This window comes from Gracilimonas sediminicola (genome assembly GCF_024320785.1).
GTDB lineage: Bacteria > Bacteroidota > Rhodothermia > Balneolales > Balneolaceae > Gracilimonas > Gracilimonas sediminicola.
Genome location: NZ_JANDBC010000001.1, coordinates 1,179,244 through 1,197,742, shown reverse-complemented (window position 1 = coordinate 1,197,742; position 18,499 = coordinate 1,179,244). Strand labels below are relative to the sequence as shown.

General features: G+C 45.0%; 9 protein-coding genes. 2 read left to right on the top strand and 7 right to left on the bottom strand.

The genetic code is table 11. The annotated features are described in order from the left end of the window. Positions 1-442: 442 nt before the first annotated feature. Positions 443-3,043, top strand: a complete 2,601-nt coding sequence (locus NM125_RS05405) for a zinc-dependent metalloprotease (protein WP_255133577.1) — start codon at positions 443-445, stop codon at positions 3,041-3,043. An 87-nt stretch (positions 3,044-3,130) separates the two neighbouring features. Here NM125_RS05405 and NM125_RS05400 read toward each other — a convergent pair whose 3' ends face one another. The 5 genes from NM125_RS05400 to NM125_RS05380 are packed head-to-tail and all read right to left on the bottom strand — an operon-like array spanning position 3,131 to position 15,726. Further along, positions 3,131-4,297: a PP2C family protein-serine/threonine phosphatase gene (locus tag NM125_RS05400; RefSeq protein WP_255133574.1), complete on the bottom strand. Its 1,167-nt coding sequence runs from the start codon at positions 4,295-4,297 to the stop codon at positions 3,131-3,133. Between the two features lie 22 nt (positions 4,298-4,319). Further along, complete coding sequence (locus tag NM125_RS05395) at positions 4,320-4,697, bottom strand: response regulator (protein ID WP_255133572.1); 378 nt, start codon at positions 4,695-4,697, stop codon at positions 4,320-4,322. 16 nt (positions 4,698-4,713) lie between these two features. Further along, positions 4,714-8,688, bottom strand: coding sequence for a sensor histidine kinase (locus tag NM125_RS05390; RefSeq protein ID WP_255133570.1), 3,975 nt, complete (start codon positions 8,686-8,688; stop codon positions 4,714-4,716). Positions 8,689-8,691: 3 nt separating this feature from the next. Then, the gene (locus NM125_RS05385; protein ID WP_255133569.1) at positions 8,692-11,199 is read right to left on the bottom strand and encodes an ATP-binding protein; all 2,508 of its coding nucleotides are present in this window, start codon (positions 11,197-11,199) and stop codon (positions 8,692-8,694) included. A 6-nt stretch (positions 11,200-11,205) separates the two neighbouring features. Then, positions 11,206-15,726, bottom strand: a complete 4,521-nt coding sequence (locus NM125_RS05380; protein WP_255133567.1) for a GAF domain-containing protein — start codon at positions 15,724-15,726, stop codon at positions 11,206-11,208. Positions 15,727-15,963: 237 nt separating this feature from the next. Here NM125_RS05380 and NM125_RS05375 point away from each other — a divergent pair, with 237 nt between their 5' ends. Further along, positions 15,964-16,320, top strand: a complete 357-nt coding sequence (locus tag NM125_RS05375; RefSeq protein ID WP_255133565.1) for an STAS domain-containing protein — start codon at positions 15,964-15,966, stop codon at positions 16,318-16,320. A gap of 62 nt (positions 16,321-16,382) precedes the next feature. On the opposite strand, the gene ahcY is transcribed toward NM125_RS05375, so the two are convergent. Together ahcY and NM125_RS05365 are read right to left on the bottom strand one after the other, a co-directional pair. Next, on the bottom strand, positions 16,383-17,699 hold the full coding sequence (gene ahcY, locus NM125_RS05370; protein WP_255133563.1) for an adenosylhomocysteinase: 1,317 nt from the start codon (positions 17,697-17,699) through the stop codon (positions 16,383-16,385). Positions 17,700-17,704: 5 nt separating this feature from the next. Continuing rightward, complete coding sequence (locus NM125_RS05365) at positions 17,705-18,235, bottom strand: TlpA family protein disulfide reductase (protein WP_255133561.1); 531 nt, start codon at positions 18,233-18,235, stop codon at positions 17,705-17,707. Positions 18,236-18,499 lie beyond the last annotated feature (264 nt).

Below are 18,499 nucleotides of genomic sequence, written 5' to 3'. Positions count from 1 at the left end.
TTGCTTTGTAATGTAGTTATGATTTAGGATGCGAAGGGCTGAACCCCTTCGCTTGTTTACCGGAATAGATGGTTGTTATAGGGTAGGTTGGTTGTCTGGGGCGAAGAGTTTTGCAGTATGTACGAGGGTTGATGATGGCATTGTATTGTTTACGAAGGGCTGAACCCCTTCGCTTGTTTACCGGAATAGATGATTGCTGTAGGATGGGTTGGTTGTGGAGGCGGAATGTTTTCGGGTATGCAAGCGAGTCGTTCACGGCATCGCGTTAAATAAAAATCGCGTTTAGTTTTAAAAAGGTATTTCAGCCAAATTTCTATAATTCAGATAGAACAATTTAAAGTGGCTTTTCGTCTTTTTTATGAAACTTTGTTAGAGGGGTTGCTTAAAGGTTGGGGATTGTCTAACTCTAACTACCAATTTTAAACCAACAGGACGCTACACTATGAAGAAAATACTACTGTTCTTAAGCTTGATTATCCTGGTTCCGGCTTGGGCGAATGCTCAAAAAGGAGACAAGGACAAAAAAGAAGAAGACAAATTCACGGAACTGACCAAAGATGCCGAACATATTGAGGGTTTCTTTGATCTGTATAAAACAGATGATGCTCTGTATCTGGCTGTTACCGAAGAACAGCTTAACAATGACTTTCTCATGAATTTTGAAATTGAGCAAGGTATTGGTTCCTCCGGACTATACGGCGGAACCATGCTGAGCGTGTTTGAGGGGTTACTTGTACGACTTGAAAAGCAGGAAGGAAAGTTGATGCTTGTTCAAAAACCACACCGTTATGTGGCTGAAGAAGGTACACCGGAAGCAGTATCGGTAGAATTGGGATATGGGAATTCAATTCTGGAAACCGCCAAGGTTGAAACTACCAACGATGACGGTGTAATGCTGGTAAATGTGTATGACTGGTTTGTGGGCGACCTTTCCAATATTGGACAACGGGTGAGCTTTGTGGTTTCTTCACGACCGGGGCAGCCGGGACGTGCTTCTTTTGATAAATCGAGAAGCTACCTGAAAGCGGTTAAGTCATTTCCGATGAATACAAATGTGACCGCTCAGCTTACATTTAATAACAGCGAACTGAGAGGTCCGCGAACCGTAGCCGATAGCCGCTATATCCCGGTATCCATTCATTATACGATGGCGGAACTTCCTGAAGAGCCCATGAGTCCGCGTATGGCCGATGACCGTACCGGTTTTTTCATGACGGTTCATAAGGACTTTACCGACGATGACGATGATACTTTCTTCAAGCGATATGTGAACAAATGGAGACTGGAATGTGACGGAGCCCCCGGAGCTGACGGACTTTGCGATCCTGTTGAGCCCATCACCTACTATATTGACCATACCGTACCTGAAGCCTATAGGGAAACCATGATGGAAGGGGTGGAAGAATGGTCAAAGGCATTTGAAGCCGCCGGATTCAGAGATGCCGTTCAGGCCGAAATGCTGCCCGAAGGTGTTGAGCCGGAAGACATCCGCTATGCAACCCTGAGATGGAATGTGTCGGACCAGCCCGGTTATGGAGCCATTGGCCCTTCTGTAGTTGACCCAAGAACCGGAGAAATTCTGGATGCGGATATTCTTTTCGAAGCCAACATGATTCTGGGAGATAAAGAAGAATACCGCGAAATGGTAGAACCGAGAGCAGCCATTGATGAAATTTACAATGTGAGTGCTGAAGAAGTGGCGATGTCGAGCCGTTCAGAGATGAAGTCGTTTTACACGGAAATGGCCATGCAGCTTGATATGGTAAAAGGACTGCTGGTAGCCAGAGGACAAATTGCTTCCAACGATCCGGTTCCGAAAGAATTCACCGATCAGGCACTGCGATGGGTAACCATGCACGAAGTGGGGCATACGCTTGGCCTTCGCCACAATTTCCGTTCTTCGGTAGATACTCCGCTTGATAAACTATATGATACTGAGTGGACTGCTGAAAATGGAATTTTTAGCTCTGCAATGGAATATCCAACGGTGAACCTGTCTCCCCAGGGAGAAGACAATGACGGCCATTATTATAATACCAGTGTGGGTTCCTACGACCGCTGGGTAATCAGTTACGGATACACGCCGGATGATGAGAAGGCAGCGGAGATTGCCCGAATGGCAGCTCAGCCGGGTCACGCCTACGGTACCGATGAAGATGCCCGTGGTTCAGGAGCTATCGACCCGCTGGTAAACGTTTACGACCTTGGTGCCGATCCACTTGCCTGGGGTAAAGGACGTGCAGCCCTGCTGAGAGACCTTATTCCGGAAGTCCCGGAGATTGCACTGGCAGATAACATGCCTTATTACGAGGCAACCGATTTGTTCAACACGTACTTCTTCCAGTATGTGAGAGCATTGGGCCCGACGGTGAAATATATTGGTGGTCAATACCAGTACAGAGACCATGTTGGAGATCCTGATGCGCGGATGCCGTTTGTGCAAATTCCACGGGAAAAACAGCAGGAAGCACTTGATATGATTATCGAGTATGCCTTAGCTGAAGATGCGTTTGAACTTCCTCAGGAAGTATATCAGCAATTTGGAGCTGATCGATGGAGCCATTGGGGTAACTCAAACACCTATGGCGGTCGTATCGACTACCCGCTACATCAATATTTGTTAGGAGTGCAATCAAGCCTGTTGGAAGCGCTGCTTGATGGAACACGCCTGGCCCGAATCCGCGATACCGAAGTTAAGTTTGGGGAAGAAAACACTATCACCATTCCCGAACTGATGGGAACCATCACCAACGCCGTTTGGAGTGAAGTATGGGCAGCTCCGGGATCAAACATCAGCAGTAACCGCCGTGATGTACAGCGTGCGTATCTGGATCTGATGATTGAGATTGTGACAGATGCTCCATCCGATATGCCGGCTGATGCACGTTCGGTAGCCCGGGCACAACTGTCGGATCTTAATAACCGAATCACCCGTCGCCTCACTCCGCCATACAGCTTTGATGCATACACCGAAGCACATTTGCGTGAAGTGAAGGCACGAGTTGAAAAAGCACTGGATGCAGGCTTAAGCCTGGAGAACTGATAGTTAGATAAGCAACAGCTTAGTGCTTCTAAATCTGGCTCCGATGCTCAGCGTCGGAGCCTTTTTTATGTACAAACAAAAATACTTCTATCCATTATACCCAACGGAAAGAACCGTGATATCATCCGACTGATCGGCTTTGCCCATAAACTTCAGCACATCCACTATCAGGCTGCGCACCAGTTTATTGATGTTATCTTTGCTATGCTTTTCCAGAAAGGCTTCCAGACGGGGTTCTTCATACATGGAGCCATCTACAGCTGTTGCCTCGGTGACGCCATCGGTGAAGAGGAGGATTTTTTCACCCGGTTCGAGTGTAAATTCTTTCGTCTCAAAATTGAAGGGTTCAATTTTACCAAGCAGAATTCCTTCCGTGGTTTCAACTTCTTCAACCGTTCCGTCATTTCGGACGATGTAAGGCAGGTTATGCCCGCCGTTGCAATATTGCACCTTGCCGGTTCGAACATCCATCACCCCATAAAAAGCGGTAACAAAAGTGGTGAGATCACTTTCCGGAATCAGCATGGTATTAACTGTTGACAGACAAAGGGCAGGGTCCTGAATCTGTGAGGCAATGGCTTTGATGGTTGTCCGGGAGACCGCCATATATAAAGAGGCCGGAACTCCTTTGCCGGAAACATCGGCACATACAAAGCCCAGGTGGTGTTCATCCAGCATAAAGAAATCATAAAAATCACCACCTACCTGTTTGGCGGTATACATCTCGGCGTAAATGCTGAACTCTGAGCGGTCGGGGAAAGGTGGGAACTCCTGGGGCAGCATCTTCTGCTGAATACGGGCCGCTGTTTCCAGGTCGGTTTGTACGGCTTCCAGCGTTTTTTTGTGTTGAATGCCATCCTGAATGAGTTGTATTTCTTTCAGCGTTTTTTCGATGGTGGCATTCAGGTCGGTGAAGTCGATGGGCTTGGTTACAAAATCAAAAGCACCCCGGTTCATCGCGGTGCGGATGTTATCCATATCTCCATAGGCGGAAACTATCACGGTTTTGAACATGGGGTTTTCGAGTTTCTGCGTCTCCGTCAGAAAGGTGAGCCCGTCCATCCGGGGCATATTGATATCAGATAAAACCAGGGAAATGTTATGCGATTCGCTTAGCATATCGAGGGCTTCTTCTCCGTTTTCGGCAAAGAAAAATTCGTATTCGTCCTCTTTTATTTGTTTGCGGAACCGTTGCAAGATCAACATCTGCAGATCCGGTTCATCATCAACCACTAATATTCTATGCTTTTCCATAACCCTCGGTTAAATTAGTTGTCTATTGGTGAATCAATTGGTTGATTTCTTCTCTGAGTTCTTCAAAATCGATGGGCTTGGTAAAAAATGCTTTTGCGCCCGATTCCATGGCTTTGTCGTAATTATGCTGGTCGCCATAGGCAGATATCATGCTTACCTTTATTTGCGGGAAATCAGTTTTCACCTTTTCCAGAAGCTCCAGTCCCGACATCCCCGGCATGTTGATATCAGAGAATATATACACAACCTCGGGGGGGTGATTACTTCTCAAAATCTCGATGGCTTCATCGCCGGAAAAGGCAAATTCCAGTTCCAGGGCATTGCTCCGTATTTCTTTTCTGAATTTTTGACGAAACAGCATTTCAACGTCTTTTTCATCATCCACCACTAAAAATTTCATGGGTTCGCTCATTATTCTATTTGTTTAAGGTGATCGTAAATATTGTGCCCTTTCCTTTTTCAGAATCTACCTGAATGGTGCCACCGTGTGCTTTGATGATATCATTGGTAATGCTGAGTCCGAGTCCGGTACCTTCCGTTCCTTTCTTTGTAGTGAAGAAAGGCTGCATAATTTTGTCTCTCATGTCGTCCGGTATTCCCGGCCCGTTATCTTCAATTTGAAGTAAAACGTTTCCACTTTCTGATGAAGTCCTCACCGTAAGCTTGGCTTTGTATTCTTTAGAATTTGGTGCTTGGTCTTTGGACTTCAGCTTTTCCCGCATCGCATCAAAAGCATTGTTGCACAGGTTTACGATTACGCGACTGAAGTCTTCGGCTATCAATGGAATTGGATCTATACTTTCATCCAGGTCAAATATGATGTCAGAATTGATGGGCTCTTTGCCGGCTCTCATACCGTGGAAAGTCAGGTTCACATACTCTCTGACTACCGTATTTATCTGAGTCGGTTCTTTTCTGCCGCTGCCTCCACGCGAGTGCTGTAACATCGATTTCACGATAGAATCGGCCCTTTGTCCGTGCTCATGAATTTTATTGAGGTTTGCTTCAATATCGGCTAAAAGATCCTTTAAGTCGGTATTATCACCGGCCAGCTCACGAGCTTCCTCCAGCAGTTCCACATTCAAGTCAGAAAAGTTATTCACGAAATTCAGCGGATTCTTAATCTCATGGGCAATACCGGCGGTAAGCTGTCCAAGTGAAGCCAGTTTTTCCTGCTGGATGAGCTGTTGCTGCATGTCTTTTAACTCACTCAAGGTTGCATTCAGTTTTCGATAGGCTGAAGCATTGTCGAGGGCAATGGCAGCATAAGTGGCCAGGTTTCTCAACAGGTTCACATGATAAGCGGTGTATGCATCTTTCTTGAAGCTTTGAGTGGTGATAACGCCGATCACCCGGTCTTGCTGAACCAGCGGCAGGTAGAGTATAGACTTCGACTCTTCCCCTTCAATAGGCGCCTGATAGGTTTTAACATACTTGGTATGCTCGTTGGCGTAATCCCCGACAATAATTTCCTCTTTGTTCTTGAAGCAGAAAACCGCCAGGCGGTCTTCTTCGTCCAGGTTGTTTACAAAAGGAGATAACATCTTTCCCTTTTCCTTGGTAGCCGGGAACTCGAGTCGGTTTCTTTCTTCATTATAAATTCCGACCCCAAAAATGGAAGCATCCATCAGGGCGTTCACATTCTCGTAAACGGTATCAATGATTTTGTTTACCGAAAGAGTGGATGTAATGGCCCGTCCGATCTGGCTCAGCTGCTCGGTATCGGACCGGCGCTTGTTTTCAGCCTCGGCCCGGAGCTCAGCTTCACGAAGTGCCTGTCGTTCTTGTTCCTTTTTAGAAATACGGCTGCGCTGAAAACGGTCAACCCCAAAAACCATGAAGCCCAGCATTCCAAGTCCTAAAGAGTAGGCCCACCAGGTTCTGTACCACGGAGGTAAAATGGTTAATCCAATTGAGGCTCCTTCATGATTCCAGACTCCATCCGCATTCGCTGCTTTCACTTTAAAAGTGAATTCCCCTTCGGGGAGATTGGTGTAGGTTGCTGAACGTTTGTTGCCGGCATCAATCCAGTCCGGGTCAAATCCCTCCAGTTGATAAGAGTAGGTATTCATTTTGGGGTTGGCATAATGCAGGGCTACATAGTCAAAGGTTACTTCATTTTGGTGATAGGGAAGAGTAATTTTTTGAGTATTACTGAGTGCATCCTTGAGCGGAGAATCAGGTCCGGGCACTACGGGTTTGTTGAATACTTTAAAATCGGAAAGTACTACCTGAGGTGGGATTTCATTTACATGAAGCTGTTCCGGAACAAAAGCCGTAACACCTTCGCCACTGCCAAAATACATAACCCCATTATTTCCCTTAAAATATCCGTTTTGGGAGTATTCCAGTGCCATAAGCCCGTCATCGAGCCCGTAATTTCTAAACGTCTCAGTGGCGGGGTCAAAATTGGAGATGCCTTTATTGGAGCTCATCCAAAGGGTGTTGTTATTATCCACCAACAAGCCATATAGCGAATTATTGGAAAGACCTTGTTCCTCGGTAAAATGTGTGGCCTTGCCGGTTTGTATATCAAAGCGGTTCAGCCCACCGTTTGAGGTAGCCAGCCAAAGTGTACCCGGATCATTATTCAGCTGGGTTATGCTTTGTATTTGACTGTTGTTGATGGTTGTCGAATCGGTAGGTTTATAGGTAGAAGCTACAGTTGCAATTCCATCGGGAGTAATTTGGAGTAAACCTAAAGTAGTACCTGCCCACAACATGCTGTCTTCAGCTATATGTAAACTCAAAACGGGAGGACCGAAATCGGTTTTTAATTCTTCCTGAGGAAGGGGGATATGCTCATACTCTCCGGTGATTGAATTAAAGCGGTCGAGCCCGCCAATGCTGCCAATCCAGAATACGTCCTCATCAGTTGCGGTTGGTACGATCGCAAAAAGGCTGTTTCGCCCCTGGTTCCCATCAATCCGCGGGTGGCGGAAATAAGTAGATTTTTTAGTTGTGCGATCGAATAAACTCAGTCCACCGCTGGTGCCTATCCAAAAACGACCGTTAGCATCTTCATGGAATACCCGTATGGATCCAAATATTAATGATGTGGTATCATCAGGGTTAGAAGTATAATGAGAGACTTGTCCGGTGTTGATGTCGAATTCAGTGAGGATATCACCCGCAGACCCGATATCTGTCCCTACCCACAAAGTTCCTTCGCTATCTTCAAAAACACCCCATACAATACCCGGGGAGATGGTTTGGTCATCATCAGGGTTATTCTTCAGGTGAGTAAAATTTACCGCGCCGGGATTAAAGGCGGAAAGACCTCTTGTTGCTGTACCCACCCAGATGGTGCCGGAACGGTCGGCATACATCGATGTAGCAAAATTATCGCTGAGGCTATTTGGGTCTCGCTGATTGTTACGATAAGAAGTGAATTCACGGTCAACGATGTCGAAGCGGGCAACACCTGTTCCAGGGCCGGCCACCCATAATACATTTGGATTCTCTGGATCAGGCACAACCTGATGAAGAAAGTTAAGCGGGTTGACGTTCTCTCCTTCATTGGGTTCAATCAGATATCGCTCAAAGTCACCGGTTTTGCTATCCAGAAATACCAGCCCGTTCCCGGTTGCCAGCCACAAAGCGCCGGGTATATCGGGTGAGAGATATTGATCCAAAACATTCTGAGGGGCTCCATAAAACTCACGGCCATCTATATCAAACAAAAAGCGGGTGATTTCATAGGTATCTAAATTTATTCTTGAAATACCGTTATTGCCTCCAGCCCACAGAAAACCCTCAGAATCCTCTTTCATCCAATAAACGGCATGGCTTGTAATGGTTGTTGGGTCATCGTGGTCGTGCTCATACCGAATAAACTTTCCGTCTTGCCCGGGGGGCATTCTATTTAACCCACTTCCAAAAGTGCCTACCCACAGGTTGCCCCGGCTGTCTTCAAAAGGCATAAAAGCACGGTCGCTGGAAATACTGGTAGAGTCATTCGGATCGTGAACATACTTCGTGAATTTTCCTGTAGCCTGATTCAGTTTGTTTAATCCACCGCCTTCTGTTGTAACCCAAATATCCCCGTTTGCTGATTCATCCATCCCCCAAACCCAGTTCTCAGAAAGGGAAGTGGTATCGAAAGGGGTTTGCTTGTACACTTTAAATTCATAACCATCGTACCGATGGAGGCCTCCCTGGGTAGCAATCCACAGAAACCCCTTACTATCCTGCATGATGGTATTTGCACTGGCCTGATTCATTCCATCGCTGAGCCCGGTATGCTCAAAGCGCAGGGAAGGAGCTTCACTTTGTAAAAGCGTGGGTTTTATTTCCTGTTCGGTTTGAGCGTGAACAGAAGTTGTCAGCCCTGCAAAAGCAGTCAGGCAAATAATGCCGGTTTTAAAAGATAGTATGTTTTTTTTGCTCATCGTTTATCCCCCCGGGGATAATTTAATGGTGAGACATGTACCCTCATGTTGGTTAGTGGAAACTTCTAAAAAACCACCGTGTGCTTTAATAATGTCGTTGGTAATGCTTAACCCCAACCCCGTACCTTCGGTGCCCTTCTTTGTCGTGAAAAAAGGCTGAAGAATCTTTTCCTTTATATCTGGTGAAATACCCGGACCATTATCCTCAATTTCTATGAAAGTTGCTTGATTCTTCTTGTAGGTCCTAACTGTCAGCTTTGGCTTGTAATCTTTGGAATTTGGTGCTTGATCATTGGAATTTAATTTTTCCCTCATCGCATCAAAAGCATTATTACACAAATTGATGATCACCCGGCTAAAATCTTCAGCTATAAGAGGTACATCTCCAATCGAATCATCCAAGTCAAACTCCATATCTACATTAATGGGATTCTTTCCGGCCCGCATGCCGTGGAAAGAGAGGTTCACAAATTCCTTCACTAACCCATTCAAATCCGTAGGCTCCATTTTTCCCGAACCGCCCCGGCTGTGCTCCAGCATCGATTTTACGATAGAATCAGCCCGCGTACCGTGTTCATGAATTTTTCGGAGATTAGTTTCGATGTCGTCAAGGAGATCTGATAATTCTAAATTTTGAATGTTAAATTTTGAATTAATCTCCTTGATCTCCTCTCTTGCTTCGTCTATCAACTCCACACTCAGCTCCGAAAAATTATTCACGAAATTCAGCGGGTTTTTGATTTCGTGGGCAATGCCGGCGGTGAGTTGTCCAAGGGAAGCCAGTTTTTCCTGCTGAACAAGCTGGTCTTGGGTAGCCTCTAATTCCTTCAGGGCAATTTCCAGGCGGTCACGTTCTTCGCGGATGAGTCGTGCTTGTTTTTCTGCTATTTGAAGGTCATCGTAACGAATGTGAGCTTGCTCAAAAACATTGGCGAATCGTTTTAAAATTGATTTACCATCTTCGCCCGGCTCACCATTAGTGAATGCATATAATGCCCCTGACTTAAAGGGAAAGAAACTTGCAAACTGTTCAATGTCAGTATCCGGGTCCTGAAGTTCTTCAAGGTTGGGGATGTTGGGGTTAATGGGACCTACCTTTTGGTAATAGTCACTAAGCTCTTTGCCTTTCAGCTCGTAGATCACTTCTTGATGCTGTGCTTCCCAGGCATCCAATACTTTTTGGAGCATAGGGTGCCAGGTGAGGGAAAGGGTTCCCAGCATATCCAGGTAACTTCCGTCATCAACATTAGATGCCCAAATTTCGGCTTCTTTGGTTTCACCGTTAATCATACCTAAGCCATATCGAAGGGGATTAATCTTAAGCATCTCCATTTCTTTGAACATAGCCTCTGCAATCTGCCTCAGGTCGTCACTATGATTCATGGCAGCCGCTATGCCCCTAACCCGTTCCAGACTGGCTTCCACTTTAGATTCGTAGGTCTGTTGTTCGGCTTTTTGAAGGTCAAGGAATCGGATATAGGACTGTTCGAATGCATTGCCCATTTTTGTAGCAATTGTCTCTATCTCTTGCGGAGGCTTTTTATTGAAATCAATTTCCAAAAACCCATGGGAGAATTTTTTTACGACAGGAAAAAACTTAGAAATGACCCCATCCTTAATTGCTTGTTGAAAAATTTGTCCATTTTGTTTGTCAATTATTTGCAGCTCCTGTGCCAACTTATTTAACTTTTCACCCGTGATCTCATATATCACAAAAGATTGTTTTTCCGCATTCTCATAATAACCGGCTATGGTAGGCACCAATTTTAGGTCCATGTGAATCTGAAATAGTTTTAGCTCGCCTTTTTCAATCTCAGTTATATCCCATTGTGTCATCGTACCATCTTCATTGTCGATAAGAATTACCACAGCGAGACTATCAACTTGTAAATCAGCCAGGCATTTACGGAGCGTTGAAATAACCAGCATGATGTCATCAGGTTTTTGCATCCCCATAGCTACAGCACGCATCCGTTCAGAAGCTGCTTCAATCTCCAATTCTTTGTTTTTTTGGAGAAGATCGGTGGTTTGCTCAGCTACTAATTTCTCAAGCCTTTCTTTTTCCCGTTCCCACTCCTCAACATGCCAGGTATCGTTTTCAGTATCACCAGGTATGGAACCATGCCAATGAATGAGTTTCCAACTTCCTTGTTTAAACTCCATAACTGCGCTAAAGCGGAATGTAAACTGATTCTCAATTTGATCTGACTGTACAGTGGCAATAATGTGTTCTACGAATACAGCGATATCACCTTCTGCCGAGATTCTTTTATGAACGAGGGTGCGGTCAAAATTAAAATGGAGGCCGGCAGCACGGGCCTGTTCTTCCTGAGCTTTAATAAGCTGAATGTACCCCTCAAGGTCGTGTACTTCTTCATCAACAGTGGTCCCATAACCCATGATTTCCGGATCGACAAGTTCTTCAAGTCCATCAACGGGAATTTGATTGGTACTGATGGCCATGAGTTTGTCATAAGCCTCATTTAACGCTATCTCTTTCTGCTTATCCATTGGTGATTAAGCTTGTGGAATTTTAATCGAGAAAGTAGTTCCGTTACCAGGAATGGTAGATAAGTCTAATTCCCCGCCATGCGCTTTGATGACATCATTGGTAATACTCAGTCCTAAACCGGTGCCTTCGGTTCCTTTCTTGGTTGTAAAAAACGGCTGCATAATCTTACTTTTCATCTCCTCCGGAATTCCCGGCCCGTTGTCTTCAATCTGAAGCAAAATCCTTCCATTTTCTAAAGAAGTTCGTACGATAAGTTTTGCCCTGTAATCTTTGGAATTTGGTGCTTGGTCATTGGAGTTTAATTTCTCCCTCATCGCATCAAAGGCATTGTTGCACAGGTTCACGATCACCCGGCTGAAATCTTCGGCAATCAACGGTACTTCTCCGACCGAATCATCCAACTCAAAATCCATAGCTACATTTATGGGATTCTTGCTTGCCCTCATACCGTGGAAGGAGAGGTTTACAAATTCTTTGACCAATGCATTCAAATCGGTAGGCTCCATCTTTCCGGAACCTCCACGGCTGTGTTCCAGCATGGATTTAACGATGGAGTCGGCCCGTGAGCCATGTTCGTGAATTTTACGGAGATTCATGTCAATGTCTTTCAGTATTTCATGAGCCCCCAGAATACGCCCTTTATCCTCAGCTGAAAGCTGATCACTGAGAGCTGACAGCTCCTCCTTCGTCTCTTCAATCAACTCCACACTTAACTCCGAAAAATTATTCACAAAATTCAGCGGGTTTTTGATTTCATGAGCGATACCGGCGGTGAGTTGCCCAAGCGAAGCCAGTTTTTCCTGCTGAACCAATTGCTCCTGGGCCGCTCGCAGTTCATTTAATGCCGACTGCAGTTTTTGATAGGCCTCAGCATTTTGAATGGCAATACCCACGTTGGCTGCAATAGTGGAGAGCAAACGAAGGTCAGTTTCACTGAATCGGTTTTCCTGTTCCTTACTTTGAACGCTGATTACCCCCAGTGATTTTTTACCGGCCAGGATGGGAACTCCAAGGTAAGACTCCACCATTTCCCCTTTCTTCTCAGCCTTAATTTTATCATAAGTTTCATCGAGGTCGTGGTTCACCAGCAGTGGCTCTTTACTGGTGATGATTTTTTCGGTGATTCCATTCCCAAAAGGCCGCGATTCTGATTTATCTCCATAGTAATATGGAAAATGAAGCAGGTCTGATTTCTTATCGTGAATAGCCAGGTAAACAATATCTGCTTTAAAAGTTTCCCGCATCTTTTCCCCAACCAGTTTAAAAAGTGCATCCACTTCCAACTGCGATACAATCGCCTTACTGATACTGTTCACGGTTTGAAGTTCGGCGGCTCGCTGCTCGGTTTCCCCCAATAGCCGGGTGGTTTCGTTAAACAATCGGGCATTTTCAAGCGCTACACTCATACTGTTGGTGAGGGTGGTAAGCAGCCGAACATCTGATTCCGTAAACGCGTGCTCCTTTTCTACATTCTGAAGACTGATGGAGCCCATTACTTTATCGCCCACGATCATTGGTACAAAGATGGCTGCCTTGGGAGGCAATCCCTTACTAACACCATGATCGGTGTCTCCGTATTTTTTGGCCGTTTCTACATAATCTTCATTAATAAGTAATGCTTCTTTGGTTTTGATGAGGTGTTTATTTGCCCAGATAAATGGCCGTGGTTCAAGATAAAGACGTTCCCCATTTTCAACGGCGTACTCCCAGGTCTCAATTTCTTTGTCATGGTCGAAAGTACGGATGAGCATTGTTTGGGTATTCAGAACCTCGCAGATACGGTTGCCAACCAGGCTGTAAATGGCCTGCATGTCCATTTCCCGCACCAGACCTTCCTGCACACTGTTGATTACGGCCAGCTCGGCATTACGCTGTTCGGTTTCAGCCAGCAGGCGGTTGGTTTCATTAAAAAGGCGGGCATTTTCGAGGGCCACCGTCATACTGTTAACCAGGGTGGTAAGTAAACTTACGTCGGAAGAAGAGAAAGCATTCTCCCGGTCCAGGTTTTGAAGGGTCACATACCCGCGAACGGTATCACCCACAATCATTGGTACATATACTGCAGACTTTGCCAATCTTGTTCCGGGTACAGGCTTGAATGGTTTCTTATTTATCCTTGCCATTTCAGCTGCTGCATTCTCATTAATCAGCAGCGTCGATTTATCTTCAATAATTTTAGCTCTAAGCCTGTCGTATAATCTTGATTTTGGGTAAAGCCTTTCCCCGTCTTCAAATACATACTTAAATAGTTCTTTCTTCACTTCGTGATTAAAAGTAACCACACCGGTTACCTGGGCATCAAAAAGATCTCTAATTCGGGAACCCACTAAATCATAGATACCTTGCATGTCCATTTCAGCCACAAGGCCCTGTTGTACACTATTTATAACGGCAAGCTCTGCATTTCGCTGTTCGGTTTCGTTAAAAAGACGTGCATTTTCCAGGGCTACACTCATACTGTTGGCAAGGGTACTTAGCAGCCGTACATCCGAATCGCTGAATGCATGTTCCCGGTCGTTGTTTTGCAAAGTGAGGTATCCCCGAACTTCGTCCGATACAATCATAGGAACATATAGTGCTGATTTAGCCAGTCGGGTACCCGGCACCGGCTTTATGATCTCACCTTTTATTTCCGAGAGAATTTCAGCGGCATTTTCTTCGATATTCAGAATGGTTTTCTCTTTAATAATCTTCTCTCTGATCTTGTCATATGCCCTGACCTTCGGGTACATTCGGGCCCCATCCTCAAAAGCATATTTCCAATCTTCTGTTTTAGCCTCATGATTAAAAGTTACGATACCGGTAACCTGAGCATCAAAGAGTTCGTGTATTCGATTGCCTACCAAATCGTAAATGCCCTGCATATCCATTTCCGCAACTAAGCCCTGTTGCACGCTGTTAATTACAGCTAATTCTGCATTTCGTTGCTCGGTTTCGTTGAAGAGGCGGGCGTTTTCCAGAGCCACACTCATGCTGTTGGCAAGGGTACTTAGCAGACGTACATCCGATTCACTGAATGCGTGTTCTTTGTCGATATTTTGAAGGCTAACATAACCCCGGACGCTATTACCGACTTTAAGCGGTACATAGAGCATGGACTTAGGGAATGTTGTACCCGGAACAGCTCTGGGAGCTTCCCCGGTGATAGTGGTGTACGCTTCCTTGGCATTTTCGGCAATATGGATCAACTTCTGAGTGCTAATCAGTCGTCTGCGAATCTTATCATACGGGCGGGGAGCCGGTTCAACACGTTCCCCATTCTCAAAGGCGTATTGGAAATGTTCTTGTTCGGTTTCATGATTAAAGGTGCCGATGATAACGCCCTGGGCATCAAACAACACCCGAACTTTTTCGCCCACCAAATCATAAATGCCCTGCATATCCATTTCAGCTACAAGGCCCTGCTGCACGCTGTTGATAACTGCCAGCTCAGCATTACGTTGTTCGGTTTCGTTGAAGAGCCGGGCGTTTTCCAGGGCTACACTCATGCTGTTGGCCAGGGTGCTTAGCAGGCGAACATCCGAATCGTTGAAGGCAAATTCCCGATCCAGATTTTGTAAACTCACATAACCACGGACGGCGTCACCTAAAATCAAAGGTACATACACCATAGATTTGGGAAACTTAGTGCCGGGTGCGGCCTCCCCGCTGGCTCCGTATTCTTTGATGCGTTCAGAGGCATTTTCATTAATGTGAATCAGTTCTTTTGTAGAAATGAGAGCTTCTCTTACACCATCATATTTCCGGGAATCAGGGTAGAACCGCTTTCCATCTTCGAACACATAATGGAAGTGCTCCAGTTTACTATCGGTATCAAATTCAGCGATAACGGTAACCTGAGAATCAAAAAGGTCACGGATTTTATCTCCAACCAAGTCATAAATTCCTTGCAGGTCCATTTCGGCTACAAGTCCCTGCTGTACACTGTTGATTACCGCCAGCTCGGCATTTCGCTGCTCGGTTTCATTAAAGAGCCGGGCACTTTCCAGGGCAATTCCCAGACTGTTTGCAAGAGTACTTAATAATTGGATGTCATCATCACTGAAGGCATGCTCACGGTCAACATTCTGAAGGCTTAAATACCCAAAGGTGGTTTTACCGGAAACCATAGGTACCCACAGAGCAGATTTGGTCAGTTTTGTTCCGGGAGCTACTGAAGGTTCTTCACCCGTCAATTCAGTCCAAACATCATCTGCATTTTCATTGATGCAAATCAACTCCTGAGTATCTATTAACCGCTGGCGGAGTTTATCGATAGGACGGGGTTTGAGATCATGGCGTTCTCCATCTTCAAAAGCATAATGAAAATGTTCGGTTCCGGTCTCCAAATTAAAAGTTGAGATAACTGCAACCTGTGCATCAAACAAGTCTCTGATATGCTCCCCAACCATCTCATAGATGTGTTGCATATCTTTTTGTTCAAGAAGAGCTTTTTGAACATTGTTGATTACAGCTAATTCAGCCTCCCGTTGCTGTAACAACTCTGAAGTAACCTCTTTCCCCATATTGCCTCCGATTATAATCACCGCTGATGGTTAAGGGGACGACAACACATTTATGGTCCCCAAAAAATACCCATTGCTAAAGAACGATATTGGTTATAACCACGAACAAACACTTCCGATTATTTGCACCCAAAACAGTAGCTTGAATAAGCTAATAGAAAATTTCTGATATCAAAACCGGAAGATTAATATTGATAAGTGGATTTTTATGCCACTTTTTGCTTTGTTTAGTTTCATTTCAAACCAAGCATCAAGATTATGAAATACGATATTTCGGAACGGTACAATTGTGTGGTAATTACTTTTAAGGGGAATTTGATGGGCGGACCCGATGCGGAACAATTTCGGGAAAAGCTTCATGAACTGATTGAGAAGGATAAGAAAGAAATTATTGTGGACTTGGGGAAGGTGAAGTTTATTAACTCCTCCGGGTTGGGGATTTTGATAGGCGGACTCACCACCATGAAAAATGCCGGCGGCGAGTTGGTAATCTGCCAGGCCGACAAGAAAATTGAAAGTCTTTTGATGGTAACTCAGCTTGTGAAGGTGTTTAACCATTTCCGCACACTTGACGAAGCCGCTGAATACTTCCACGAAAAAGGAAAAGAAGACTAAACAAAAAAGCCCGCATTAACTGAATAATGCGGGCTTTTAGTTTCTGTCAAATTGGGTCGTTTTTAATAACGATACTGATCTGACTTATAAGGTCCTTTAATAGGAACACCGATGTATTCGGCTTGCTCTTCCGTCAGTGCTTCAAGTTCTACGCCAATTTTGGACAAGTGCAGTCGGGCTACTTTCTCATCCAGTGATTTTGGCAGCACATGAACGCCAACCTCAAATTCTTCCGGACGATTCCAGAGGGCAATCTGTGCCAGAGTTTGGTTGGTGAAACTGTTACTCATCACAAAGGATGGGTGACCCGTTGCATTTCCAAGGTTCATCAGGCGACCCTGCGATAGCAGAATAACCTGCCGACCGGTTTCATTCACCGTAAACACATCTACCTGTGGTTTGATGTTTTCTTCCTCGGCGTTTTTCTTCAGCCAGGCAACATCAATCTCATTATCAAAGTGACCGATGTTTCCTACAATGGCTTTGTCTTTCATATTCAGGAAGTGGCGGTCTTTGATGATGTCTTTGTTACCGGTTGCAGTAACGAAGATGTCGCCTTCTTCAACGGCATCGTCCATCTTCTTCACTTCAAAACCGTCCATTGCGGCCTGTAGCGCACAAATAGGGTCAATCTCTGTTACAATAACCCGGGCTCCGGCGCCTTGAAGAGAGGCAGCGGTTCCTTTTCCGACATCACCGTAACCGGCAACAACAGCTACCTTTCCGGCCATCATCACATCAGTGGCACGTCGGATGGCATCGGCAGCTGATTCTTTACAACCGTACTTGTTATCAAACTTCGACTTGGTAACCGAGTCGTTTACATTAATAGCCGGGATAGGCAGGGTGCCATTGCGTTCCCGCTCAATCAGGCGAAGCACACCGGTTGTTGTTTCTTCAGAAATCCCGTTAATACCATCCACCAGTTCCGGATATTTATCCAGCACCATATTGGTGAGGTCACCGCCATCATCTAAAATCATATTCAATGGCTGGCCGTCCGGGAAAAAGATGGTTTGTTCAATACACCAGTCAAATTCTTCCTCGGTCATTCCTTTCCAGGCATAAACCGGAATTCCGGCTTCAGCAATGGCTGCAGCTGCGTGATCCTGAGTGGAATAGATATTACAAGATGACCAGGTGACTTCAGCGCCAAGCTCAATCAGTGTTTCAATCAGCACGGCGGTTTGGATGGTCATGTGAAGGCAGCCTGCAATACGGGCACCTTTCAGTGGCTGCTCATCTTTATATTCTTCACGGATGGCCATGAGTCCGGGCATTTCTGCCTCGGCCAGTTCAATTTCCTGCCGGCCATAACGAGCCTGCGAAATGTCTTTAACTTTATAGGCTAACTTTTCTTCTTCTTTAACTTGTGGCATGTTATTTATGATGTTTTGTTCTGTTCTATAATTTCTTTTGTGTCCTGATAGTCGCTGCCGCTTAATCCGAGTTCAGCTTTTATCAAATATCCCTGCGGGTCAACAAATACTTTAAAGGGGATACCCAGGGTTATGACTTCATCTCCAACATTGTTGACGTCCAGCACATATTTGAAATCATAATCATTGTTCTCTTTGAAATTCTGGACGTCTTCAAGAGTATCTGAATCGTTCAGGTTTACGGCAACCACAACAAAGTCGTCGGGGTATTCATTCTGAAGGGAATCCATTGCCGGAAAAACCTGCAGACAGGGGCCGCACCAGGTCTCCCAAAAATCAATAAGAACTACTTTTCCTTTAAGGTCTGCTACTGTTACTTCGTTGCCTTCAAGATCCTGGAAGCTGGCATTCCAGATAGCTTCATCAATCTTTTGATTTGCTTCTGACAGGTCGCGGGGATTTTGTCGGGTTGAATCGGTGCAGGATAAAATCGTTAAAATTACAATAAGCAGAGCAGGTAAAAAGGTAGATTTCATATATATGTTTTTGATTTTTGGCATCAACAATACAAGATACGATTTAGTTCTTTAAATATTGAACCGAAGCAGCACTTTGAAACAGGCACATATTATTAAGGCCACAGTTGAGTTATAATAACATGGGCAATGATTTTTAATCAGGTGAGGCTGGCAAGGTGTTTAAAACTTAAATGAGTATGCGTAAGCGTTTTTTTTATTGAACAAAAAGTGAAATGGAGGTGCAATTAATTTTAATTATGTTATTTTAGTTGCTTCGGAAGT

What these genes read in the sequence shown, in the direction of transcription:
- ahcY (WP_255133563.1), bottom strand. Translation starts at nt 17,699, where the DNA reads ATGCCACAAGTTAAAGAAGAAGAAAAGTTAGCCTATAAAGTTAAAGAC.
- NM125_RS05390 (WP_255133570.1), bottom strand. Translation starts at nt 8,688, where the DNA reads ATGAGCAAAAAAAACATACTATCTTTTAAAACCGGCATTATTTGCCTG.
- NM125_RS05375 (WP_255133565.1), top strand. Translation starts at nt 15,964, where the DNA reads ATGAAATACGATATTTCGGAACGGTACAATTGTGTGGTAATTACTTTT.
- NM125_RS05385 (WP_255133569.1), bottom strand. Translation starts at nt 11,199, where the DNA reads ATGGATAAGCAGAAAGAGATAGCGTTAAATGAGGCTTATGACAAACTC.
- NM125_RS05395 (WP_255133572.1), bottom strand. Translation starts at nt 4,697, where the DNA reads ATGAAATTTTTAGTGGTGGATGATGAAAAAGACGTTGAAATGCTGTTT.
- NM125_RS05400 (WP_255133574.1), bottom strand. Translation starts at nt 4,297, where the DNA reads ATGGAAAAGCATAGAATATTAGTGGTTGATGATGAACCGGATCTGCAG.
- NM125_RS05365 (WP_255133561.1), bottom strand. Translation starts at nt 18,235, where the DNA reads ATGAAATCTACCTTTTTACCTGCTCTGCTTATTGTAATTTTAACGATT.
- NM125_RS05405 (WP_255133577.1), top strand. Translation starts at nt 443, where the DNA reads ATGAAGAAAATACTACTGTTCTTAAGCTTGATTATCCTGGTTCCGGCT.